This window comes from Plantactinospora alkalitolerans, assembly GCF_015690345.1.
Lineage (GTDB): Bacteria > Actinomycetota > Actinomycetes > Mycobacteriales > Micromonosporaceae > Plantactinospora > Plantactinospora alkalitolerans.
Map to the genome: position 1 here is coordinate 1 of NZ_JADPUN010000150.1, position 23,833 is coordinate 23,833.

17 protein-coding genes are annotated in these 23,833 nt (G+C 68.3%); 4 read left to right on the forward strand and 13 right to left on the reverse strand.

The genetic code is table 11. The annotated features are described in order from the left end of the window. Positions 1 to 139: 139 nt before the first annotated feature. From I0C86_RS15350 to I0C86_RS15365, 4 genes are read right to left on the reverse strand one after another with little or no spacing between them, the layout of a single operon-like run. On the reverse strand, positions 140 to 1,363 hold the full coding sequence (locus I0C86_RS15350) for a mandelate racemase/muconate lactonizing enzyme family protein (RefSeq protein WP_196201902.1): 1,224 nt from the start codon (positions 1,361 to 1,363) through the stop codon (positions 140 to 142). Between the two features lies 1 nt (position 1,364). Beyond that, entirely contained in the window at positions 1,365 to 2,192 is an 828-nt protein-coding gene (locus I0C86_RS15355; RefSeq protein WP_196201903.1) for a carbohydrate ABC transporter permease, read from the reverse strand. Beyond that, on the reverse strand, positions 2,192 to 3,166 hold the full coding sequence (locus tag I0C86_RS15360) for a carbohydrate ABC transporter permease (RefSeq protein ID WP_196201904.1): 975 nt from the start codon (positions 3,164 to 3,166) through the stop codon (positions 2,192 to 2,194). The genes I0C86_RS15355 and I0C86_RS15360 overlap by 1 nt, the downstream gene beginning before the upstream one ends. Before the next feature lie 4 nt (positions 3,167 to 3,170). After that, positions 3,171 to 4,436, reverse strand: coding sequence for an ABC transporter substrate-binding protein (locus tag I0C86_RS15365; RefSeq protein WP_196201905.1), 1,266 nt, complete (start codon positions 4,434 to 4,436; stop codon positions 3,171 to 3,173). Between the two features lie 157 nt (positions 4,437 to 4,593). Between I0C86_RS15365 and I0C86_RS15370 the strand changes: the two genes are divergently transcribed. Continuing rightward, entirely contained in the window at positions 4,594 to 5,364 is a 771-nt protein-coding gene (locus I0C86_RS15370) for a FadR/GntR family transcriptional regulator (RefSeq protein WP_196201906.1), read from the forward strand. Positions 5,365 to 5,606: 242 nt separating this feature from the next. Here the strand turns inward: I0C86_RS15370 and I0C86_RS15375 are convergent, their stop codons facing one another. Both I0C86_RS15375 and I0C86_RS15380 read right to left on the reverse strand, forming a co-directional pair. Further along, the gene (locus tag I0C86_RS15375) at positions 5,607 to 7,694 is read right to left on the reverse strand and encodes a family 43 glycosylhydrolase (protein ID WP_456319958.1); all 2,088 of its coding nucleotides are present in this window, start codon (positions 7,692 to 7,694) and stop codon (positions 5,607 to 5,609) included. Between the two features lie 627 nt (positions 7,695 to 8,321). Next, positions 8,322 to 9,947, reverse strand: a complete 1,626-nt coding sequence (locus I0C86_RS15380; protein WP_196201908.1) for a sigma-70 family RNA polymerase sigma factor — start codon at positions 9,945 to 9,947, stop codon at positions 8,322 to 8,324. Positions 9,948 to 10,477: 530 nt separating this feature from the next. Here I0C86_RS15380 and I0C86_RS15385 point away from each other — a divergent pair. After that, positions 10,478 to 12,121 carry a glycoside hydrolase family 27 protein gene (locus tag I0C86_RS15385; protein ID WP_196201909.1) on the forward strand — a complete coding sequence of 548 codons (1,644 nt, stop codon included), beginning with the start codon at positions 10,478 to 10,480 and terminating at the stop codon, positions 12,119 to 12,121. A gap of 188 nt (positions 12,122 to 12,309) precedes the next feature. Here I0C86_RS15385 and I0C86_RS15390 read toward each other — a convergent pair whose 3' ends face one another. From I0C86_RS15390 to I0C86_RS15415, 6 genes are all read right to left on the reverse strand, one after another. Then, entirely contained in the window at positions 12,310 to 13,827 is a 1,518-nt protein-coding gene (locus I0C86_RS15390; RefSeq protein WP_196201910.1) for an aldehyde dehydrogenase (NADP(+)), read from the reverse strand. After that, positions 13,824 to 15,020 (reverse strand): fumarylacetoacetate hydrolase family protein, encoded by a 1,197-nt coding sequence (locus I0C86_RS15395; protein ID WP_323373650.1) that lies wholly within the window; start codon positions 15,018 to 15,020, stop codon positions 13,824 to 13,826. Before I0C86_RS15395 ends, I0C86_RS15390 begins: the two co-directional genes overlap by 4 nt. Next, the gene (locus I0C86_RS15400) at positions 15,017 to 16,198 is read right to left on the reverse strand and encodes a mandelate racemase/muconate lactonizing enzyme family protein (RefSeq protein WP_196201911.1); all 1,182 of its coding nucleotides are present in this window, start codon (positions 16,196 to 16,198) and stop codon (positions 15,017 to 15,019) included. The genes I0C86_RS15395 and I0C86_RS15400 overlap by 4 nt, the downstream gene beginning before the upstream one ends. 8 nt (positions 16,199 to 16,206) lie before the next feature. Next, positions 16,207 to 17,037, reverse strand: a complete 831-nt coding sequence (locus tag I0C86_RS15405; RefSeq protein ID WP_196201912.1) for a carbohydrate ABC transporter permease — start codon at positions 17,035 to 17,037, stop codon at positions 16,207 to 16,209. Beyond that, positions 17,034 to 17,975 carry a carbohydrate ABC transporter permease gene (locus tag I0C86_RS15410; protein WP_196201913.1) on the reverse strand — a complete coding sequence of 314 codons (942 nt, stop codon included), beginning with the start codon at positions 17,973 to 17,975 and terminating at the stop codon, positions 17,034 to 17,036. The genes I0C86_RS15405 and I0C86_RS15410 overlap by 4 nt, the downstream gene beginning before the upstream one ends. Before the next feature lie 67 nt (positions 17,976 to 18,042). Then, positions 18,043 to 19,296 carry an ABC transporter substrate-binding protein gene (locus I0C86_RS15415; protein WP_196201914.1) on the reverse strand — a complete coding sequence of 418 codons (1,254 nt, stop codon included), beginning with the start codon at positions 19,294 to 19,296 and terminating at the stop codon, positions 18,043 to 18,045. 142 nt (positions 19,297 to 19,438) lie between these two features. On the opposite strand from I0C86_RS15415, the gene I0C86_RS15420 reads away from it, so the two are divergent. Next, complete coding sequence (locus tag I0C86_RS15420; RefSeq protein ID WP_196201915.1) at positions 19,439 to 20,221, forward strand: IclR family transcriptional regulator; 783 nt, start codon at positions 19,439 to 19,441, stop codon at positions 20,219 to 20,221. A 177-nt stretch (positions 20,222 to 20,398) separates the two neighbouring features. Here I0C86_RS15420 and I0C86_RS15425 read toward each other — a convergent pair whose 3' ends face one another. Further along, the gene (locus I0C86_RS15425) at positions 20,399 to 21,931 is read right to left on the reverse strand and encodes an alpha/beta hydrolase-fold protein (protein ID WP_196201916.1); all 1,533 of its coding nucleotides are present in this window, start codon (positions 21,929 to 21,931) and stop codon (positions 20,399 to 20,401) included. Positions 21,932 to 23,111: 1,180 nt separating this feature from the next. Between I0C86_RS15425 and I0C86_RS15430 the strand changes: the two genes are divergently transcribed. Continuing rightward, the coding region (locus I0C86_RS15430; RefSeq protein WP_196201917.1) for a non-reducing end alpha-L-arabinofuranosidase family hydrolase at positions 23,112 to 23,833 on the forward strand (722 nt) is incomplete at its 3' end.

The window sequence follows — 23,833 nt, forward strand, 5'->3', positions numbered from 1 at the left end:
GACGGCTCCGGCCGTACCGGCCAGCGGCCCGGTGAGCATTCCGGCGGCGAGCAGCGCGGCGGCCAACGCGGTTCGTCCGGGTGGTAGGGGCGAGGGGGGCACGCGGATGTCCTTTCGGTACGCGGACACGGTGGCTGGCTCAGTGGCGTGCGGTGGGCGACACGTCGTTGTGGGAGTGCAAAGGCGCGCCGGGGAACCGCCGGGTGGGAACGACACCGTCGACCCCGGCCAGCAGTCGCCGTCCGGCCCGCTCCGGCCGGATGTGCGGGCCCTCGGAGGTCGGCGCCTCCGGCGGTCGGGTGGTCGCCCGGATCCGGTCCTCGTCGACCTTGACGCCGAGGCCGGGCGAGTCACCGAGCACGAAGGCGCCGTCCTCGACGTGCAGGTCGAGCCGAACGCCGACCGGCGGAGCCAGGTCCTGCAACTCGCTGGTCAGGTGGTTCGGTATCGAGGTCGCGGCGTGCAGCAGCCCGACCGGGGTGTTGCCGATCGGGCTGACCGGCAGGTCGTGGGCGTGCGCCAGGGTGGACGCCCGCAGGAAGTGGGTGACCCCCCAGACCGCGGCCATCTGCACGATGTCGACCGCCCCGGCGGCGATCAGTGGACGGTACTGCTCGAGTCCGGACAGGTTCTCCCCGGTGGCGACCGACGCACGGATTCCCCGGCCGACGGCGGCGTGCCCCTCGGCGTCCCAGCGGCGGACGGGCTCCTCGATCCAGATGAGGTCGAGGGTGCGTTCGAGTTCGCTGACGTGCCGGACGGCCTGCTTGCGGGTCCAGGCCTCGTTGACGTCGAGCATCAGGCCCGGCCGCAGTCCGTGCCCGGCCTCGGCCAGCACGTCCCTGACCAGGCAGAGGCGGTGCCGGTCGCGCTCGATGTCGAGGCCGCCCTTGAGCTTGGCGGCCCGCAGGCCGTACCCGGCGTAGGCCTCGTACGCCAGGACCAGTTCGTCGTCGGTCAGCCCGATGTCCAGGCCGGACGCGTAGGCGGGAACCCGCCGGTCGCGTCCGCCCAGCAGCCGCCACAGTGGCTCGCCGGCCGCCTGCGCCTTGATGTCCCACAGTGCGGTGTCGAGCGCACCGATGGTGCCGAACACCGGGCCCGCATGGCCCGCCTTGAAGGTGTGTCGCAGCATGCGGTCGTAGAGGGTCGTCACGGCACGCGGGTCTTCGCCGTCGATGGCCGCGAATATCCGCTCGATCTCCACGTGCGGCCCGAGGCCGACCCCCGAGATGCCCTCGTCGGTTTCGACGATGACGATCGACACCGGGACCACCCCGTCGGCGAAGACGCCGTTGGCGTCGCCGACGGGCCGCCCCCATTCCTGGACCGTGGTGATTGTCCGATATCCGGTGATCCGCATGTCAGCCCTTCGTGGAGCCGGCGGCGACGCCGTCGGCGATCTGGCGCTGGAGGAACAGGTAGACCACCAGGACGGGAACAGCGGCGATCAGGACCCCGGAGGCGAACGTGGGGATGTCGTCGGAGTACTGCCCCCGCAACGAGGTGACGCCGACCATGAGCGTCCGGTGGTCGGCCGAGGGCATCATCACCAGCGCCATGAGGACATCGTTCCAGCAGAACAGGGCGTTGAGGATGCCGACCGACAGCAGCGCAGGGGTGCCCAGCGGCAACATGATCCGGCGGTACACGCCGTACACGCTGTTGCCGTCGATCCTGGCCGCGTCGATGATCTCCGGCGGGATGGTCTTGTAGTAGCTCGTCATCAGGAACACGGTGAAGGGCAGGAACTGGGCCACGTAGACGAGGATCAGCCCCGGGTACGTGTCGATGAGGCCACCGTCCGCCATGATCCGGGCGAGCGGCACCATGATCACCTGGAATGGTACGAACAGTCCCGCGAGGCAGCCCAGGAACAGCGCCGTCGAACCGCGGAACCGCAGTTGGCTCAGGGCGAAGCCGGCCATCGACCCGAACAGCAGCAGCAGGACCACCGACGACGTCACCACGAGCAACGAGTTGACGAAGTACCGGCCCATGCCGACGCTGTTCCAGGCCGTGCTGATGTTCTCCCAGCGCAGGGCGTCGGTCAGGGAGAACCGGTCGAGGATGTAGTCACGCCGGGTCTTCATCGCGACGTTGGCGGTGAACAGCAGGGGGTAGACCGTCGCCAGCGCGAGCAGTGCCATCGGGATGGCGACCAGCCACCGGCTCAGACGGATGCGAGACATCATGCCTCCCTCGCCGCCCGCTTGAGCAGCTTGATCTGCAGCAGTCCAACGACGATCATGATCACGAAGAGGACCGTCGACGCGGCCGACGCGAGGGCCGGCCGGTTCATCTGTCCCTGCTGGATCCAGATGTAGTACTCCGGCAGGTACGTCGACCCCTCCGGACCGCCGCTGGTCATGACGTAGAGCAGGCCGAACATGGAGGTCAGCATTCCGATCATCGTGGTCACGAAGACGAACTGGATGGTGCGCGACAGGCCTGGAATGATCACGTGCCAGATGACCTTGGGTAGCGACGCCCCGTCCACCCGGGCCGCGTCCAGGAGCGCGGAGTCCAGGGTGGCGAATCCGGCGAGGAACACCACCAGGGACATCCCGAAGGTCGCCCAGACATGCACGCCGACCACCATGAACATCGCGATGTCCGGGTCTCCGAGCCAGTCCACGGCACCGATGCCGACCGATCCGAGAGCGGCGTTCAGCGGGCCGTCGAAGGCGAGCAGAAGGTTGAAGATCCCGCCGACGATGACCGGGGAGAGCACTGCGGGGAAGAAGTAGACGCCCCGGTAGACCCGGTGACCGGGCACCCGGAGGTAGATGAACGTCGCGAGCAGCCCGGGAATCGCCACCGCCACCGGCAGCAGCAGTACCAGCAGTCCCACGTTGCCCAGCGCGGTCCGGAACAACGGAGCCCGGAACAGCTCCAGGTAGTTGTCGAGACCGACCGCCATCCCGTTCCGGTCACCGTCGCCGGTGAAGGAGAAGTTGACTCCGAGGAGCAGCGGGTAGAGCCGCATCACCACGATGATCAGAATGGCCGGTGCCACCAGGATGTAGGGGGCGAGGCGCTCGGACCGCAGGCCACGGGCGCGCCGGGGACGGCCGACACCACGGTGGGGGGCGGACCCGGCCGCCCCGTCGGTCCGCCCGGCCTGGGCCGGGCGGACCGACGGGTGTACGTTTCCGATCGGCACGTGTTCAGCCCGCCTGGTCGGAAGCGGCCAACTGCTTCACCGCCTCGTCGACGGTGATCGAGCCGCCGAGCAGCTGCTGGGAGAGCCGCCCCATCAGGTCCAGGGTCTTCGAGGAGAGTGCCACGTGCAGCGCGGGCTTGCCGCCCTTGATCTCGGAGACGAGCGTGGTGACGGCGGGGCCGCCCTGCGACACGTCGATCGTCGTGTCGGAGGCGATCGCGCCGGCGTCGGCGTAGAAGGACTTCAACGCGTCGGTCGAGGTCAGCGCGCGGACCAGGTCTGCGGACACCTTCGGGTCCTTCGTCCACTTGGCGACCCCGTAGCCGATACCACCGTCGTAGGCAAGGCTCGGGGTGGTTCCGGGGGTGACGACCGGAGCGTCCATGACGCCGAGCTTCTCGGGCGTCAGGAACTCGCTGAAGTCCTTCCAGTGCCCCACGTCCGACATCAGCCCGATGACGTGGGCGGCCTTAGCGGACTGGAAGAGCGCGAAGGAGTCGTTGAACATCGCGGTCGAGTTCGCCCCCTCGTTGTTCAGGCCCGCGTCGCCGGCCTCCTTCCAGAGCTGGAAGACCCGCTTGACATTGGGTGACGTCCAGTCCCGCTTCCCGGCGATCCAGTTGTCGTACTCCTGGGCGGTGAGGATGCCCGAACCCAGGCCCGAGAGCCAGAACTGGATGCCGGCACCCTCCTTGTTGCCGAGGGCGAAGCACTTCGCGCCGGCCTTGGCGATGGCGCCACAGTCGGCGAGGAACTTGCTCCACGTCGTGGCCGGGCTGTCCGGATCGAGCCCGGCCTTCGCGTAGAGCGCCTTGTTGTAGTAGATCGGGTGGCCCTGCAGGGTCACCGGGCTGGCGTAGATCTTGCTTTCCTTGGTGAACGCGTCCCAACCGGCCAGCCGCTGCTTGTCCTCGGCCACGTACTCGTCCAGCGGCACCAGCGCGTCCACCCGGTCGCGAATCTGACCGCCGCCGTTGAACAGGATGACGTCCGGGCCCTTGCCGGACTGGATCGCCGCACCGAGGAGGGTGTAGTACTGGTCGAAGGGCTGCGCGACGAACTCGACCGTCACGTCCGGGTGCTTCTTCGCGAAGTCCGCCTTCGCCTTCTCGAGGTAGGCTTTGGCGGAAGGCTCGCCGGACTTCCAGTCCCACACCACCAGTTTGCCCTTTGACCCGCCCGGGGACGAGTCCTTCCCTGTGGCACTTCCGCAGCCGGCCAGTGCCAGTCCCACAACGAGGACGGCCGACCACATAGCTCGCTGTTTCATCGTTGTCACCCTTTTGAACGTGGGGTGGCCGGCGGACCGACCGTTAGGCGTCAGCATTACGCGGAAACGTAACTCGTATGATGTCTGCCGTCAACGGTCCCCCGTACACTGACCACGGACATCGACTGTCAGTGCGGTGAGCCATCCGGAGGGGGACATGACGCGATCGCAGGAGAGTGCCTTGAATGCTGCCGCGCCCCCGGCCTGGACACGACGACCGACCAACCTCGCCCGAGCCGTCACCGCCGAACTGGTGGACCGCATCGTCCGCGGGACGCACCCGTCCGGGACGTCACTTCCTCCCGAGCCGGTGCTCTGCGAGACCTTCTCGGTAAGCCGGACCGTGGTCCGGGAAGCCGTCAAGATCCTTCAAGAGAAGGGGCTGGTGCAGGTCCGCCAGGGCGCCGGCACCATGGTCACCCCGATGTCGTCGTGGGACATGCTCGACGAACTCGTCCTCGGTGCCACCATCGCCGAGGACGACAGCCTCGCCATCCTCGACGACCTCGTCGTCACCCGGCGGGTGCTCGAATCCGACATGGCGAACGTCGCCGCCCGCCTGGCGGACCAGGAGACCCTCGACCGGTTGGCCGCCCTGGTGGACCGGATGGACGAGCTCGTCGACGACCACGTCGCCTACCACGAGCACGACCGCGCCTTCCACGACACGGTCATGCAGGCGTCCGGGAACCGCATCGGACGCGGTGTCGTACGGGCCCTGGAAAGTCAGGTCGTCAACACCGCCCGATACATGGGCCGGACCGAACGTGCCCTGTGCGTAGCGTCGAACCGCGGGCACCGGCGCATCTACCAACGCATCGCCGCCCACGATCCGGACGGCGCCGCCGACGCGATGTTCACCCACATCACGGAAGCCTGGCTCGTCCGGCGCAGCGGAACGGCAAGCCCCAGCCGGCTCCAACGCTGATCGCCGGAGGAACGGTCCAGCCTCGCCGACCGTCTTCATCGATCCACTCCTTCGGTGCGGGTCGCACACGAGTCCGTGCGGGTTACACACGCGCCAAGCACGGGCACGCATCGGACGCCCGCCGGGAGCCGGTGCGGAGCGGGGCCGCACCGGCTCCCGGCGCCCAGTGGCCGAGTAGCAGGCCTCGTGATCCTCCTCGTCGACCCGAGAGCCGATCTCCCGCGTTCGGCTCGTCCGGGATGTCAGGGTGTGGACAGCTCGAACCTGCGGACCGTCGCCGTGCCGCCGAGCGCCTGGGTCGCGTAGTTGAATATCCCGAATCGGTATCCCATGAAGAACTGCCAGGCGTTGTTCAACGTGAGGGCCGAGCCGAGCGAGGTGAAGTTGACCCCGTCGGTGCTGTAGGAGAACCTGGCCTGCCGGCCGCTGCCGGGTCGGATGTCCGCGTTGGCCCGCAGCCAGATCCGGCCACCCGAGACGGCGGCACTGGCAACCTCGGTGCCGGTGCCGGTGGTGTTCCAGTTGCTGTCCATGGTCAGGTTGTTGGTCATGACCACCCGGGTGGCGCCGTTGTCGCGTCTCACGCCGATCCAGGCGGAGGACTGGCGCAGCATCGCCAGACCGGTACGGTCGCCGTCGCGCATCGTCGAGTAGTCGAGCTCGATCGTCGCCGTCGAGGTCGGTCCCTGGATCCGGTGGGTGAGGGTGTTGCGGGCGGCGTAGAGGTCGTTGGTGACGGTCGCGGTCTGCAGGTGCAGGCCGTTGTTGACCGACCACTTCGTGTTGTCGGGATTGTGGTTCCACTCCCACTGGGGGCCGAGGGTGGTGCCGCTGAAGGTGTCCGCGCCGGTGAGCGGCTTTACCGACCGCAACGGCAGCGGGTTGGGGTAGGTCGTGCCCCAGGCGCCGTTGACCGTCTGCAGCACCGGCCAGCCGTCGCCTGTCCAACTGATCGGCGCCATCGTCGGCATCCGGCCGCCGGGGTACGCGTCGGTGAACGCCATGTAGTACCACTGGCCGTTCTGGGTCTGCACGAGTCCGCCCTGGTGCGGCACGCCGCCGCCGGAGATCGGACCCGGCAGGTCGAGCAGGACCTGGCGGATCTCGTACGGCCCGAACGGATTGCTCGCCTTGAGGACGTACTGGCCGTTCGCCGGGCGGGTCAACCAGATGTAGTAGCTGCCGTTGCGCTTGTAGAAGCGGGCGCCCTCGAGGGTGCCGATGTTCGACGGCGTGGTGAACACCTGCTGGTTACGGACCTGGGATCGCCCGTCGGCGGAGAGCTGAGCGACGCTGATGGCGCCGTTGCCGTACGCGACGTACATCGTGTCGTTGTCGTCGATGAGCATGCCGGCGTCGTAGTAGCAGTTGGGGATGGTGGTGTGCCGGCTCCAGGTGCCGTCGACGGCGGACGCGGTGTAGATGTGGGTCTGGGCGAAGTCGATGCAGCCGGCCCAGTAGTAGGTCCCGTTGCTCGGCCGGTAGTTGAGGGTGGACGCCCAGATCCCGTCGACGTACGCCCGGCCCCCGGACAGGTCGTACTTCGACCCGAAGTCCAGCCGGGGCACCGAGTGCCCGGCGAACTCCCAGTTGACCAGGTCGTACGAGCGCAGGATCGGGGCACCCGGCGAGTAGTGCATGGTCGACGCGGACATGTAGTACGCGTCGCCGACCCGGATGATGTCGACGTCGGCGAAGTCCTGCCACACGACCGGGTTGGTGAACGTGCCGCCGGGCGAATTGGTCGGCGGGGTGGTGGGCGTGGTGCCGCCGTCGACGCGGACCAGCTGCCACTGCTGGTTGTTACCACCCCAGTCCGAGTACTGCACGACGTTGCCCCCGTCGGCGGTGGAGGCGTTCTGCACCTCCATCGCCTTGCCGCTGTTGCGGTTGATCAGCCGCACGTAGCCGTCGGCCGAGTCCGCCAGCCGGAACTGCTGGTTGGTGCCGTTGCCGTCACTCCACTGGACGATCGCCGCGCCATCGGCGGTCGACCTGTTGTACACGTCCAGCACCTTGCCCGAGTGCCGCGACTTCACCCGGTAGTACCCACCACCCGAGTCGACGAACTGCCACTGCTGCCAGGCACCGTCGCCACGCGCCCACTGGGTGATCCGGGCGCCGTCGTTGGTTGCCCGGTTGTACACGTCCAACGCCTTGCCACTGTTCCGGTTGACCAGCACGTACCAGGCGCTCGTATCCACCGTCGCGGCCGACGCCGGCACCGGGCCGAGCGCGACGGCGGCGGTGGCCACGAGGGCCGTCGCCAGGGCGGCGGCGATCACGGACCGCCAGTGGCGCCACCGGCCACGAACCGTACGGTCGCGGATCGGGCCCGGAGCCGACGCGTCTGATGGCGTCTGCGCCACGACATCCATGGTCATTACCCTTCTGTCGGAACCACACGTGGCCGGTATGCCGAGTGCGGAAGGTCCTGCCTCGCGCTCCCGGACGGGGCGCAGGGGCTCGTCGTCACGCCCGCGCGTCGGGCGGTCCGCCGCTGGCCGTGCCAGGCAGCGGGCGGACCAGCGTCTTGGACCTGTCCTCCTGCGGCGTGCGGGTATCCTTCGTCGTTGTTAGCGCTCACATGAGTGGCATCACGGTCCCCGTCCGATCGGTGAAGACTGAATGAAGCCGCTCAGGCGGATGTACAGCATATTGCCAGACCATTTCGGGGTCTTCAAGAGGCGGGCTTCAATGCTCGAACCTGAATCGGGTACCGACCCGGCCAGGTGACGCATTCCGACTTCGACTTTCGACGCGCCGACCGATAACACTTTTCGGACGCAGGGACCGGGGGGCCCCGGACTGAAATCTCACACCGTTTTTTTGTTATTTGCTCGGCCCTGGCAGGGTCGCGACGCGTCCGGTGGACCGCCGGACACCCGGTCCACCGGCGCACGGACGCCGTACACCGCCGGTGGGCCACCCAGGACGCGTCCGTGCCGGAAGGGGGGCTACCCGGCCTGGGGTGGCCGGGTCCGGAAGGACGCGTCGGCGCGGAACCAGGGTTCGTCGGTCAACGGGTCCACCCACAACTCGAAGTTGCGGTGGCGCAGGTACCAGCCGGGGTAGTTGGCCGACTCCAGTGACACGGAGCCCGGGGCCGTGCCCGCGCGCACGCAGAACGTGGCGTCCCCGCGGAACAGTTGGGTGCCCTCGTCCTCGCTCAGCCGGAGCCGCCAGTTCGAATGGCGCAGGTATCGTCCGTCCTCGGCCCGCAGGGAGATACAGTTCCGGTCCGCCAGGCCCGGAACGGATTCGAACGTCGCGCGCTGCCGGGCCGCCCCGTCGGCGTCCGGGCCGACCGGAGCCAGTAGTCCGAGGCCGTCGGTCGTCGTCGTGGCGAACAGTCCCACCTGGTTGACCGCCTCCATCGACACGCTCCCCAGCCGAAACGGTCGCGGTTCGGCGCTCGACGGCGTGGCACCGGTCGGACTCGGGCGCCTCGGGATCGGTGTGGTCGCGCCGGGTGCCGACCTCGACGGGACGGGAACCGGAGGTGCCGACGACGGCAGCAGGGCGACCGTGGGCGCGGACGACGCGGCGATGCCGGCGGGTGGCCGTGGCGCCGGCTCGGGCCAGGTCGCGGTGGTGACCGTGGCACCGGCGATGACGGTGCCGGCGACGACCGCCGCCACGACCGGATGTGAGCCGACCACCTGGCCGAACTGGCCGAGCAGACCGGCCTTGATACCCGCGCCGAAGACCCCGGAGCCGCCGATGCCGCTCGCGCCCGAAACGGCCGCCGCCGAGGCGGCGCCGAGCGCGCTTCCGACCGCCGCACCCTTACCGGTCACCGCCGCCACCAGCGCCGCGGGAACGGGAATCAGCGCCAGGCCCACGAGCAGGCGCTCCGGCGCGACCAGGCTCCTGGCATGACCAGGGCAGACCGGGCAGGACCGGATGTGCCGCGTGATGCGTTTACGCCACAGCGGGCTCGGCTCGCCGTCCCAGTCGGCCAGCAGGGCCGCGAGACGGTCGCAACCGGGCCCGGCGTCCAGCGCGGCCACGAGAGTCCGGCTGAGTTCCAACTGGTTGCGCATCCGCTGGACGCGCACACCGGCGTGGGCCACGCTGACGCCGAGCGCCGCCGCCAGCTCCGCCCGGTTCAACCGGCCGGCAACCTCCAGCCACCACAGCGAGAGCAGCGCCCGGTCCTCCGGGTCGAGCCAGCGGCTGGCACGTACCACCTGCCGACGTTGGTCGGACAGGTCCAGGCGCAGCAACGTCAGGTCTTCGAAGTCCGCGTCGGCGTCCGGCTCCGCAGCCACCTCGTCCAGGGGTACGGCGCGTTCGGCGGCAAGCTGCCGCCGTTGCAGTTGCGTGCCGACCTGGCGCAACGCGATGGCTACCAGCCAGGGCCGGAAGCTCTCCGGCGTCCGCAGCGTCCGCAGTTCCCGCAGGGCACGGAACATGGTCTCCTGCACGACGTCGTCGACGTCCGGATAGCCGCTCAGCGCCCGGCGCACGATGCTGTACACGGTCGGCAGGTACGCCGCAATGAGATCGTCAAGCGCCTGCCGGTCGCCGCCCTGTGCGGCGACGACCAGGCTCGTCTCGTTCGTACGGGTAGCTCGCATGTCCCATCACTGTCACGGGGCCCGGCATGCCGGCCCCGGGCTCCCGGCGGAGCCGAGGCGCTCCTGGTGTGGTGGTTGACTGTGGTGGACACCAGCGGCCGAGTCAAGAAGTAGCCGCGGATCCCCCCAGCGCTCGGCGCCGGGGCCACGCCCCGGATAGAGGCCCGGAATCCTCCGCGCGGTTATCCCGGATGCGGGTCCGGATGCCAGAGGTCTTGCCCTACCGGAAGCCCGGAAGGCGCAGGCAAGCCGCCAATTCATCCGCCTCCCGCAAAGGCGCGGCACATTTCCGAGTCCCTTGAAGGTCGCACCTTGCGATCCCGGCCATCGTGGCGGTATGTTACCGCTCACATCGACACCGACCCATACAGTGGGCACACACCGCCCTCCGGGTGCCGGCCTGCCCCGGGTACGACTCCGGCCCGAGTGGTACGGGGTGGGGAGCTCACCCGGTCCGCCGGGCCCCCGGGCTGCGAAGTCGGCTCCATATCCAGGACACGGCCGTCCCCCTCGTAGATCTTGGAGGCCCCATGAACGCAGGTACGAGATTGTTGGCCGCTCTGACCACGGCTCTGCTGGCGGTGGCAGTGGCAGTTGTCGAGCCCGTCGTCTCGCCGCAGCCGGCACAGGCGTTGAACAACGGAGTGGCCCGGACCCCGCCGATGGGCTGGAACAGCTGGAACACGTTCGGCTGCAACATCAATGAGACGTTGATCCGGCAGGTGGCCGACTCCATCGTCAGCTCCGGCATGCGGGACCTGGGCTACAAGTACGTCGTGGTCGACGACTGCTGGATGAACTCGACCCGGGACGCGCAGGGCAACCTCCAGGCCAACTCGTCCCGGTTCCCCAGTGGCATGAAGGCGCTGGGTGACTACCTGCACGCGCGGGACCTGCTCTTCGGCATCTACCAGGCTCCGCTGGACAGGACCTGCGCCCAGTACTTCGGCAGCTACCCGGGGGCCACCGGGGCCCAGGGGCACGAGGCCCAGGACGCCCGCCAGTTCGCCGCCTGGGGCGTGGACTACCTCAAGTACGACTGGTGCTCACCCAGCGGTTCGATCGACGACCAGGTACGCGTCTTCTCCATCATGCGCGACGCGCTGGCCGCCACCGGCCGGCCGATCGTGTACAGCATCAACTCGAACAGCATCCACGCCAAGACCGGACCCCAGCGAAACTGGGGCGACGTGGCCAACATGTGGCGCACCACCGAGGACATCACCAACGCGTGGGACACCGGGCAGACCAACGGCTACCCGATGGGCATCCAGAACATCGTCAACGTCACCGTGCCGCTGGCCGGCTACGCCGGTCCGGGTGCCTTCAACGACCCGGACATGATGGAGGTCGGCCGGGGCGGCATGAACGACACGGAGATGCACAGTCACTTCGCGCTCTGGGCGATGATGGCCTCTCCGCTGATCGCCGGCAACGACGTGCGGAGCATGAACGCCAGCACCCAGGCCATCATGAAGAACCAGAACCTCATCGCGATCAACCAGGACTCGCTGGCCCTGCAGGCGGTTCAGGTTTCCTTCGACGGGACCCGGCGGGTGCTGGCCAAGCGCCTCTCCAACGGTGACGTCGCGGTGGCCCTGTTCAACCAGAGCGGCTCCACCACGACGATCTCCACGACCGCGGCGGCGATCGGCAAGAGCGGCAGCTCGTTCACGCTGCGCGACACCTGGACCAACGCCACCACCACCAGCACCGGAACGATCTCGGCCAGCGTGCCGGCGCACGGCACGGTCGTGTACCGGGTCAGTGGTGGTGGCATCACCAATCCGCCGACGACCTTCCGGCTGCGCGGCGAGGCCAGCGGGCGGTGCCTGGATCTGGACAACAGCAACACGGCAAACGGTACCGGCACGCTGATCTGGGACTGCCACACCGGTGCCAACCAGCAGTTGACCCAGTCCGGCCAGACCCTGCAACTGCTCGGCAAGTGCCTCGACATCCCGACGAACGCCACCGCCGGAACGCGGGTGCAGATCTGGGACTGCGGCGGTGGCACCAACCAGCAGTGGGTCCTCAACGGAAACGGCAGCATCAGCAGCGTCCGGTTCCCCTCCCTCTGCCTGGACGTCAACAACGCCGGAACCGCCAACGGCACTACCGTGATCGTCTGGACCTGCCACGGCGGGGCCAACCAACGGTGGGCCCGCGCATGACGTCGACCGGCCGGTGTCCGTCGACGGGCGGCCCGACCTCGCACACCGACGTCAACTCCGGCTGCTGATCGTCAACCCGATCGGGCCCAGGTCCGGGCAGGCACCCGGACCTGGGCCCTCGGGTCCGCCCGGGCACCCATGTGGGGCCCGGGCGGGCGCCTGTCGAACGCGACGCCCGGATCGGCGCCTCACGGCCGATCCGGCTCCAGCCTTCCGTCGACCCGCCTCGGTATCTGGCGGAAACCGTCCCGAAGTTCCTCGGGCAGGATCCAGTCCGGAGCGTCCTGCCAGGCCAACGGACGCAGGAACCGACGGATCGACGTGGCGCCGACCGAGGTGTGCAGGGAGTTGGTCGACGGCCAGGGCCCGCCGTGATGCTGGGCCCAGGAGACGCGAACTCCGGTCGGATAGCCGTTGAAGACGATCCGACCCGAGCGTGCCGCGAGGCTGCCGGCCAGCCGGCGCACGACCGCCTGGTCGTCCTGGGGTTCGACGTGGATCGACCCGGTGAGCGAGGGCGGAACGACCGCGAGCGCGCCGTCGAGATCGGCGACATCGTGGTAGCGGACGACCACCAGCAACGGACCGAAGCACTCGTCGGCGATCTCGGCGGACATCTCGGAGAGGTTGATCTCCAGGAGAGTCGGCGCCGCGGCGAAGCCGGCGAGCGGGGTGATGTCGGGGCGAGCCGAAACCCGGGCACCGGCGCGCTCGAGCCTCGCTGCCCCGTCAAGAAACGCGTCGCGGATCCGCTCGTTCAACAGCACCGCGCCGCCGGCCGAGGCCACCTGGGCCCGAAGCGCCTCGACCAACAGGTCACCAGCCGGGTCGGACGGGACGAATGCGAGTCCGGGTTTCGTACAGAACTGCCCTCCCGACCCGGTGAAGGACGCGAAGAGCCCTTCGGCGATCCGACTCCCCCGCTCGGCGGCCGCGCCGGGCAGGATGACGATCGGGTTCACGCTACTGAGTTCCCCGTAGAAGGGAATGGGATCCGGCCGCTCGTCGATCGCCGCCTGGATCGCTCGGGCCGCACCGACGGAGCCGGTCAGGGCGGCTGCGCGGACGGCGGGTTGACGTACCAGCGCGAGTCCCGCGCTCTGTCCGTGAACCACCGCCAGGACCCCGTCCGGCCCGCCCACCTCGCGTACGGCCGCCGCGATGGCGTCGCCGGATGCCTGGGACGTCAGCGGATGGGACGGGTGGGCCTTTGCGATGACCGGGCAGCCCGCGGCGAGCGCCGACGCGGTGTCGCCACCGGCGACCGAGAAGGCGAAGGGGAAGTTGCTGGCCCCGAAGACGGCGATCGGTCCCAGCGGCACGAGCATGCGCCGGACGTCCGGTGCCGGTCCGAGCGGTGTCTCGGCGGCATGGTCGATCGCGGCCTCGACGTACCCGCCGTCGCGTAGCACCTCGCCGAACATCCGGAACTGGATGATCGCCCGGCTGAGTTCGAAGTCGAGGCGTGCGTGGCCCAGGCCGGTCTCCGAGTCGGCGGTGGCGACGAGTTCCGCACGGCGGGACTCGAGCGAAGCGGCGATCTGGTCGAGCATCCCGGCACGATCGGGGCGTGCCAGGCCGGACAGCCAGACCGACGCCACGGATGCGCGGGCGACGGCCGAGTTCAGCTCCAGATCGCTGGTCTCCCGCAGGTCGGTCTCGCGCCGCCGGCCGTCCCTCGGGTCGATCGTGATGACGACGTTCACAACAGTCCTCTCCTGACAAGGTTGCCCATGAGATCCCGGACCCCGAAGTCCCAGGGTTCGCAATCCTCCGTGTGCCGGACGCGGTTGACCAGCGTGCCGAGTGCTGGCGAACCGATCCGGACGATGTCGTCGACCTTGTGCGTGAACCCCTCGCCGGGGCGGTCCCGATCCTGGGTCGGCGCGAACATGGTGCCGAGCATCAGGACCGCACCGTCGGGATAGTGGTGGTGGGGGCCGACCAACTGCCGGACCAACGCCTCCGGGTCCCGCGATATCTGGGTCATCTCCGAGATCGCTTCGAGTCGGAAGCCGTCCTCGCCCTCGATGTCGAGCCGCACCTCCAGCCCGCGCACCCGCTCAAGGTCGAACCGATCGTCGAAGAGTCGGATGAGCGGCCCCAGTGCGCAGGAGGCGTTGTTGTCCTTGGCCAACGGCAGCAGGAGCGCGGACCGGCCCTCGACGTCCCGCAGGTTCACGTCGTTGCCAAGGGTCGCCCCCACGATCCGCCCGCTCGACTGCACGATGAGCGCCACCTCGGGCTCGGGATTGTTCCAGTTGGACGCCGCGAGCACCCCGACCGGAACCGCGGTTCCGACGGCCGACAGGATCTGTCCCTTGGTGAAGATCTCCGCATCCGGCCCGATTCCTACCTCGAGGTACTGGCTCCAGAGGCCCTCGGCGACGAACAGGCTCTTGACCCGCGCCGCCTCCTCGGAGCCCGGCGACAGGTTGTGGAGGTCGGCGCCGACACCGGCGAGCGTCCGCTGGCGGATGTCTGCCGCCAGCCCCAGGTCGCCCCGGGCCCGCTCCTCGATCACGCGCTCGATCATCGAGACCGCGAAGGTCACCCCGGCGGCCTTGAGCGCCTGGAGGTCGACCGGCGCGAGCAGCCAGGGCCGGTCACGGTCGCGGACCGCGGCGGCGGTGTTGGCGAGCACCTCCGCGAAGCTGCCGACGCGCCGGCCGTCGAGCCCGGAGACCACCGCCGCGGGTTCCGCCAGCTCGCAGATGTCACGAACCGTCGGGAACTCGGCACTGACATCGAACACATCGCCGCCGCGGACCACGACGGGCGACGGTCCTCCGCCGGCAGGATCCCAGATCCGGCCGATCAGGATGCTGTCCTCGACGTCGTCCGGCAGCGCGTCGGCGGCCGTGCCGAACCAGTCGGGCGCCGGCGATGGCGTCCTCACGAGCCGTCCCCCAGGTTGAAGAACGAACGCTGGTCCCTGGGACGGATGTCGTAGACGGCGTCCCGGAACATGCGCATGGGGTGCGGCGTGAAGGGATGCCGCGCGATCGCCTCGAGGTCGAGTTCGATGCCGAGCCCCGCGCCCGTCGGGACGAGGATGTCGCCGTCCTCCGTCAGCACGAGGCGTTCGTTGGTGATCTCGGAGCGCCACGGCACGTCGGTCGCCATGATCTCCAGGTACCGGAAGTTGGGCAGGGTCGCGCCGAGTTGGAGCGTCGCGGCCGTGCTCAGCGGCCCACTGGGATTGTGCGGCGCGAAGCCGACGTAGGTGGTCGCGGCGAGGGTCGAGATGAAGGCGAGCTCCGCGATTCCGCCCGCGTGCGTCACGTCGGGTTGGACGAAGTCGACCGCCTGCCGGGCGAGCGCCGGCGCGAAGCCCTGCCGGCCGAACCACCTCTCCCCGGCGGCGATCGGCACCGGCGACGCGCGGCGGATGTCGACGAGGGCGTCGATGTTGTCCGGCGGGCATGGCTCCTCGAACCACACCGGGTCGAACTGCGCGATCTCCGTCGCGATCCTGATCGCGTGCCGGACGTCGAACCGGCCGTGGCCCTCGATGAACAACTCGACGTCCCGCCCGACGGCGGAGCGGACGGCGTCGATCTGCGCGAGCACGCGGTCGAGTTGCTGGGATGTGATCGTGAGGTCGTAGTTCTCGAACGGGTCCCACTTGAGGCCACGGAAGCCGCTCTCGACGGTCCGGCGGGCGGCGTCCGCGTAGTCCTCGGGCGTGACGGCTCCGGAGAACCAGCCGTTCGCGTAGGCACGCACCCGGTCCCGGGTGGCGCCGCCGAGCAGCCGGAAGACCGGGACATCGAGCGCTCGGGCCGAGATGTCCCACAGCGCCATCTCGAGCGAACTCAGCGCGGTCATGATGACCGGACCGCCCCGCCAGTACCAGTCCCGGGCCAACTCGTAGAGGATGCCCGAGATCCGGGTGGGATCGAGTCCCACCACGGCTTCGGCGAGCTCGGCGATCGCTCCCTGGACGGCGCGTTCCTTGCCCTCGAGTGTCGCTTCGCCGAGCCCGATGATCCCCTCGTCGGTCGTGACCCGAACGATCACAAGATTGGTGCGGTAGAAGTCGACGACGAGCGCGTCGACTGAGGTGATCTTCATGGTACGGGTCAACCCTTCACGGCACCGGCGGTCATGCCGGCCACGACGTACTTTTGCGCGAACAGATAGAAGGCGACGGCGGGCAGCGTGAACATGAAGGCGACCGCCATGACCGTCTGGATCGGCGTCCCCAGTTCGCCGATGAAGTTGGCGATACCGACGGATGCTGGTTGCTTCTCCGGGGTGAAGATGAACGTCACGGCGAAGACGTACTCGTTCCAGGCGTGGAAGAACGAGATGACCGCGGTGGCCGCGATCGAGGGAGCGATCAACGGCACGTTGACGCGGGTCAGCACGGCGAGCGGCCGTGCGCCGTCCACCCGCGCGGCCTCCTCCAGTTCCCGCGGAAGTCCGTCGATCGCGCCCTTGAGGATCAGCGCGACGATCGGCAGGACGAAGGCGACGTTGGCCAGGATGAGGCCGGCGAGCGAGTCGAGGAGATTGAACCGGCGGAACAACGAGAACAGCGGCACCACCATGAGCGCCTCGGGAAGCATCTGGGTGAACAGCAGCACCACGGTCAGGACTGCCTTGCCCCGGAACGAGAACCGCGAGAGCGCGTACCCGAGCGGGATGCCGAGCCCTATCGAGAGGACTGTCGTACCCACGGCGATCAGCAGGCTGTTGAGCAGCCAGCCCCCGACCTTACCCTCGGCCAGGCCGTCGACGAAGACTCCGAAGTGGGAGAAGTCGGGTAGCAGTCGGGGCCGCTCGGCGAAGAGGTCCGCGTTGCTCGACAGCGCCGTCACAAGCATCCAGTACAGCGGGAAGGCCGCGATACCCAGTACGACGAGGACGGCGACGATGCGCAGGGTGAGACCGATGCGGAACCGCCTCATCGGAGGTTCTCCTTCGTGACGGCACGGGCGACGAAACGGCTACCCATGATGACGATGAGCGAGATGACGACGCCGACCATGCCGATTGCCGCCGCCGAGCCGAGTTCCTTTGATTCGAAGGCGTTCGAGTAGAGGTCGATGACGAGGGTTTCGGTCCTGCCGACCGGTCCGCCCTTGGTCATCAGCCAGATGAGTTCGAACCGTCGCAGCGACCAGATGGTCATGAGCAGGGCGAGCAGCCCCACGACGGGCTTGATGACCTGCCAGGTGACGACCCGGAACGTCGCCCATCTCCCCGCCCCGTCCATCGTCGCGGCCTCGGTCAGATCGTGCGGGACGGACTGCAGCGCGGAGAGCAGCACGACCGAGGTGAACGGGAACAGCTGCCAGATGGTCGTCGCGAGCACCGCCGGAAGGGCGTACTTCGGGCTGTCGAGAATGGAGCCGCCCGGAACACCGAGGCCGACCGCGTTCAGGAATCGGTTCACGATTCCGTACTGCGCGTTCAGCATCCAGGTCGCGATGAGTGCGACCGCGATACCGGGCGCCGCCCACGGCACGGTGATGAGTGCACGCGCCACTCCCCGACCGCGGAAACCCTTGTTGAGGAGAAGGGCGACGACGAGCCCGGAGCCGACGGCACCGACGACGCAGACAACCACGTAGACGATGGTGGTGACGAGCGTGCGGTGGAAGTCCTCGTCGCCGAAGATGCGGACGAAGTTGTCGAGCCCCACCCAACGGCTGCGGGTCGGGTTCAGCAGCGTCGTACGCGTAAAGCTCAGGAAGATCTCCTGGGCGAGTGGAATCGCCTGGAAAACGACGATGAAGAGGGCGGCGGGCGCCAGGAAGAGATAGGGCGTCCATCTGCTTCCCAGCGGGCTACGCCGACGCCGGCCCGCGGATCGAGGCACTTTCGTCTGCTCCAGCACAGTCATCGGGTTCGGTCCTTTTCACGTAGGACGCTGCCGGCGCGAGGGGCCTCGCGCCGGCAGCGTCGCCTGGTCATCCGACCAGTTCGGTCGCCTGCTGCTGGGCGCGATCCAATGCGGTCTTGAGGTCGACCTGGCCCTGCAGGGCCGCGACCACGTTCTGCACGACGACCTTGCGGATGTCCGGGGTCTTGGCCTCGAACCCGAGCACGATCTGCGGAAGGCTCGACTCGGTCAGGCCGTCGAAGACCGGCAGGAAGGGCGTCTTCTTGAGCGATTCGGCGCTTCGCTGCGTGACGGTCGCGACACTGCTCGCGCCGAGGATCTCCTGCAGCTTGACCTGGTTGGCCGGTTCCAGGGTCCAGCGGATGAAGGTGGCTGCCGCCTCCTTCTCCTCGCTCGCCTCGTTGATGACGACGGGCGCGAGGATCGCACCCTGGGTGCGGACCGGGAACGGGATGGGGGCGACGTTGAAGTTCAGTTTCGCGTTCTGGCCACGGGTCGCCGTCACGTAGCCGCCGTTGTTCAGTTCCATTCCGACCTTGCCCTCGGCGAACATCCGACGGAACGTCGCCGCGTCCGCACCCTTCGGGATCACCTTCGCGTCGTACAGGTCCTTGTACGCCTGCAGGCCCTTGAGGTTGTCGGGCGAGTTGATGGTCAGGGTCTTGCCGTCCGACCACTTGCCGCCGAAGCCGTAGACGTAGTTGAAGATGTCCTGCCACACGCCGGCTTCCTCGGCCTCGGTCTGGCGGAACGCCAGACCGAAGACGTCACCCTTCGTGAGCGACTTCGCCGTCTCGACGAACTGCTCGTAGGTCGTCGGGGGCTTCGGGATCAGGTCCGCGTTGTAGAACATCGCGTAGTTCGACGCCTCGAAGATGACCCCGTGGCGTACGCCGTCGTGCACGACGAACTGGTCCGGCTGCTTCAGCAGGGTGTACTTGCTGACGTCGACGAGGTCGTCGAGCGGTGCGATGAGGCCGGCGTCCGAGGCGGCCTCGAACTCGGGCATGTCGAAGCGGATCAGGTCGGGACCCTGCCCGCTCCCCATCTGGGTGAGGACGGTCTGGCCGAAGGTCGGGTACGGCACCGCCGCGGCGGATACCTGCACCTTGCTCTGGCTCTTGTTGAACTCCTCGAGCCACTGGTTCAGCAGCGGCCCTCGTCCCGGGTCGCCGAAGGTCGAGGCGGCGAAGCTGATCTTCGCTACCCCGCCGTCGTCGCCCCCGGAGTCGGCGGTGCAGCCGGCCAGGAGGATGGAGGCCACTCCGATAATGGTGGTGGTCGCCGCCATCATGCTGCGGCGGACACGGCGCTTCTTCATCGTTACTCCTTGTACACGTCGCAGGACTCGGCCCCTCTGGGCGTCAGTTTGCAACGATCGTAGGAACATATGCAACGCTGTCAAGTAGCGATTGCGCAAGGCGTCAGCTAGATTGCACATACTGCAACCCGGGAGGTGTGCCATGGCACAGTCGATCCAGCGCGCGATCGATCTCATCCGTCGGTCGGCGGAGCACCCGTTGACACTCACGGAAGCCTCCGAGGTGCTCGGGGTCCACAAGTCGACGGCCCTTCGAATCCTCCAGACGCTCGAGACGGCGCGATTCGTCCGCAAGACCGGCACCGGGACCTACGTGTTCGGCAGCGGTCTCATCGAACTGTCGGAACTCGCGCTCGACTCGATGGATCTGCGGCAGTTCGGGACCGCACACCTGCGCCAACTGCAACGGCATACCGGTCATACCGTTCATCTGGCACAACTCACCGGAAACGAGATCATCTACGTCGACAAAGTGGACAGTCCGGCGTTCGACTCCGTGCAGCTGCCGTCCCGGGTCGGCCGAGCGGTCTCGATCTACGCCAGCGCCGTCGGCAAGGTGATCCTGGCCTACCTCCCCCGAGCCGAACGCGACCGCCTCCTCTCGCACGTCGTCTTCGAGCAGTACACCGGCACGACACTCGCCGACCGCGACCGCCTCGAAGCCGAACTCGCCAACGTCGTCGAACGCGGCTGGGCCGCCGACAACGGCGAGCACGACGCCTACGTCATGTGCGTCGCGGCGCCGATCAGGGACTCGCGCGGACAGGTCATCGCCGCCCTCTCCATCACCGCGATCGAGGTCATCGCGACCCTGGAACAGCTGAAGGACAATCTCCCGATCCTGCTCGAGACCGCGACCCTGATCTCGAAGGAACTCGGATACACCCCGAAGCCCCGTCGAAGCCCCGAGTCAGCCGAGTTCTGACCTGCGGATCATCTCCCGCACGGTCGCGCCGGCCCACGCCGTCGTTCCTGGTTCGGGTCCGCCGGAGACTGACCGCCTCCGGCGGACGGTGGGGTCCTCCGACCGGGCCTGCGGTGGCACCTCCGGGTAGGAGATGTCACCGCAGGCCGGTCGACCGAGGTAGGACGCGGGCCGGGTTCAGCCGGCGGCGTCCTCCGGGCTGCTCTGCGAGCCGTTGAACAGCTTGTCGCCGCGGTACCTGGCGACCACCGGGCCGTCGAGCCCGTCACGGACGGTCTTGTGGAGGCGGGCGACGCCACCTCGGACCGGCGCCGATCCGAGGTGCACGTCGCCGACGTAGAAGTCGGCCCTGCCCGACGGGGAGGCGCCGCCGGTGGTCACGGCGCCCACCGCCGCAATCGCGGTGACCTTGACGTTGGAAGATTGACCCGCCGGTGCGGTGTCGACCTCGAGGCTGGTGGTGGTGGCCCGGAACGCCACGTTGCGCAGGTAGTTGTCCAACATCTGGCGCCAGACGTCCCACGTGTGGACGCCGTTGACGTTGTACTCGGCGACCTCGACGCCGGCAGCCCGCAGGGCGGCGACCCGCAACTGCGAGTTCTCGGCGATGTTGCCCAGGCGGTCCTGGAGACCGGTGCCGATGTGGATGCCCCCGGTCACCGCCTTCATCCGGTCGATCTGCGCCGGCGTCGCCGCCGGTCCTCCCCAGCTCCATGCCGCGTGGTAGGCGAACAGGTCGGTGTTGTCGTACAGGATCGTGAAGGCCCGGCTGCCACCTGCCGAGAATCCGCCGAACGCGCGGTCCTCGGCACGGGGCGAGACGCGGTAGTTCTGCTCCACGAACGGGATGATGTTGTTCCGCAGCTCATTGGCGTAGCCCTGGTTGCCGCCGGGCAGGCCGTTGAAGTCGGTGGAGACGATCACCATCGGCTGCACCACGCGATCCTTGATCGCGTTCTCCAGGATGTGCTGGGCCACTCCCTGCATCGTCCAGGCGATCGAGTTGTCACCCGAGCCGTGGCTCAGGTAAAGGGTCGGGTAGGGGGTGGCCCGGCTGGGGTTGTAGCCGTGCGGGAGGTAGACCACGATGTCGTGCACCCCGGCCGGATTGGTCGACAGCGGCGAGGTGTACCGCCGTGACTCCAACGTGCCGGCCCTGGCCGCCTTGACCGGCGCCTGGTAGGCGTTGTCGTACGTGGGGAACTTCTTGCTGTTCGGAACGTACACGCGGCTGCGCACCGCACCTGGCGCACCCGGATACTGCGGCTGCACCTCCCAGGGATTGGCCGGGTCGTCGTGCAGGACGCAGCCGGTTGCCAACGGACTGGCGCAGTCGTGTGTGAAGGCGTACCGGAAAGTGCCGGAGGGCAGCGGCACCGTGATCGTCCATATCCCGTCGGCCCCCTTCGCCAGGGGCAGGATGCGCCACGGGGTAGCCGGCACGTCACCCGGCTGCCACTGGGCGGGTGGGCGACCGTCGCCGCAGTCCTGGCACGTGACGGCCTCGGGTCGGGAGTAGAACCAGTCGCCGTAGATGTGGACGGCCTGGACGTCCAGCGGCGCCTGGTATCTGAACGTCACCGAGTAGCCGGTCGGTGCCTGGTTGGTCTGGATCACCTTGGGCCCCAGGGATCCGGCGTGTGCGGCCGGTGCGGCCGACGCCGCCGAAGCGAGCGCGCTTGCCGAGACCAGGCCAGCGATAGCCAGCACCGCAAGAAGCGATCTCTTCAGCCGCCTGCTCGGCCGGAACGTTGGCGAAGGGTGGGGATGTGCGACATGCATGTGCTGTCCCTCCGATGGGCGAGTGATCAGAGCCTGCTGAGGACCGTGATCGTTAACATGCCTGCAACGATCGTAGTGACATGTGCAACGCTGTCAAGAGCAAATTGCACAGGGCATCGTCTATGTTGCACAATACGCAACACTGTGGAGGCGGGTAACGCTCTTCAGTGGACCGCGACGGACGCGCAAGCGGTGGCCGGCGGCACCCGGGGGCGACGGGCCAACCAGAGCCAGCAATCTCACATCGTCTTCTTGTTATCACGATCGTCAGCGGGCGGTCGTGGAGCCGACCGAGGCCGCCGGCCGACCGTTCGGCGAAGGAGTCGGGTCGGCGCGCCTTTCCGCTCAATCAGGGGCCACAGCCCCGTTCGCCCGCTCGAGAACAGCCCTGTTGAACTGGTCACCGCACTCCTCGGAGCCGACGACGCCGGATCACCGAGGGACCGTCCGGGCGCACCACCCCGGCAGGAAGTCACCGGAGATGTGAGCGCTCACTTGCGCGTGAAACCAATTCTATAGATACTCGTAACTGTCTCAGGACCACCCCGGTGACACCGGCGGCCGGCCTCGTTCGCCCGTGACGGAGCCACCTGCTCGGTCACCTGAGCCTCCTGAAGCGGTAGGGCAACCGGACCGCTGCCCGGACGCGGTACCGCTGCCAGAATGTGAGCGCTAACTAATAGGGAACCGGAAATGCCCAGATCCGACCTGCTCGGCACCCAACTGTCCGTCGTCGCCGTCGCCGGGTCGACCACGGCCGGAGGCACCGTTGCGCGGCTCCTCGCTGCCGGCTGCCGTCGCGGCCGAGTGCGGCGTCGAGGACCCCGACGGGGGCGACGACCACAACCGACCGTCACGTCCGCACCGCAGGCTGACCGCGCGGGCCGGGCCGGTGCGGAGGGGGCAAACTCCGCACCGGCCCAGGGCTCTTCGGGCCGAGTCGGACTTTCCAAAAGAGTCGGAATGCCACGCCCAAGGACCAAAACCCTCCGACGGATCGAGGTTGAGAGTCCGGGAACCTTCCGGGAGGTGTCCGGCACGACTGATCGGCGCTCAGCGATCAACTTCACAGATGTGTAGGCCCCCCATCTCATCAGGAGAGTTCTTTATGATCAGATCCAGAGCAATCAATGTCGGCCTGGTTTCGGCCGGCGTCGCGTTGCTGGCGACGGCCGCGGTTGTCGTGCCGATGCCGGCCGGTGCCGCGGCTGCGGGCTGTTCGGTGACCTACGCCGTGTCGTCGCAGTGGCAGGGCGGGTTCGGTGCCAGCGTGTCGATCACCAACCTGGGTGACCCGCTGAACGGTTGGACGCTGACGTGGTCGTTCAGCGCCGGGCAGACGGTGACGCAGGCGTGGAACGCATCGGTGACGCAGAGCGGTTCTGCGATGACCGCGAAAAACGTGAGTTACAACGGTTCGGTCCCGACCAACGGGAGCGTGTCGTTCGGTTTCAACGGGTCGTGGACGGGCAGCAACCCGGTGCCGACGAGTTTCGCCGTGAACGGCGTGACGTGTACCGGCGGCACCAACCCGACCACGAATCCGACCAGCAACCCGACCAGCAACCCGACCAGCAATCCAACCACCAACCCGACCGTCGCGCCCACGACGACGCCGCCGGGTGGTGGGTGCTCGCTGCCGTCGTCGTACCGGTGGTCGTCGACGGGTCAGTTGGCGACTCCGAGGTCGGGGTGGGTCTCGCTGAAGGACTTCACCTACGCGCCGTACAACGGTCGGCATCTGGTGTACGCCACGACGCACGACAACGGAACGTCCTGGGGTTCGATGAACTTCAGCCTGTTCTCGAACTGGTCGGAGATGGGTTCGGC

Coding starts and splice junctions, on each gene's coding strand:
- I0C86_RS15350 (WP_196201902.1), bottom strand. CDS start 1,363: ATGCGGATCACCGGATATCGGACAATCACCACGGTCCAGGAATGGGGG.
- I0C86_RS15355 (WP_196201903.1), bottom strand. CDS start 2,192: ATGTCTCGCATCCGTCTGAGCCGGTGGCTGGTCGCCATCCCGATGGCA.
- I0C86_RS15365 (WP_196201905.1), bottom strand. CDS start 4,436: ATGAAACAGCGAGCTATGTGGTCGGCCGTCCTCGTTGTGGGACTGGCA.
- I0C86_RS15370 (WP_196201906.1), top strand. CDS start 4,594: ATGACGCGATCGCAGGAGAGTGCCTTGAATGCTGCCGCGCCCCCGGCC.
- I0C86_RS15380 (WP_196201908.1), bottom strand. CDS start 9,947: ATGCGAGCTACCCGTACGAACGAGACGAGCCTGGTCGTCGCCGCACAG.
- I0C86_RS15385 (WP_196201909.1), top strand. CDS start 10,478: ATGAACGCAGGTACGAGATTGTTGGCCGCTCTGACCACGGCTCTGCTG.
- I0C86_RS15400 (WP_196201911.1), bottom strand. CDS start 16,198: ATGAAGATCACCTCAGTCGACGCGCTCGTCGTCGACTTCTACCGCACC.
- I0C86_RS15405 (WP_196201912.1), bottom strand. CDS start 17,037: ATGAGGCGGTTCCGCATCGGTCTCACCCTGCGCATCGTCGCCGTCCTC.
- I0C86_RS15410 (WP_196201913.1), bottom strand. CDS start 17,975: ATGACTGTGCTGGAGCAGACGAAAGTGCCTCGATCCGCGGGCCGGCGT.
- I0C86_RS15415 (WP_196201914.1), bottom strand. CDS start 19,296: ATGAAGAAGCGCCGTGTCCGCCGCAGCATGATGGCGGCGACCACCACC.
- I0C86_RS15420 (WP_196201915.1), top strand. CDS start 19,439: ATGGCACAGTCGATCCAGCGCGCGATCGATCTCATCCGTCGGTCGGCG.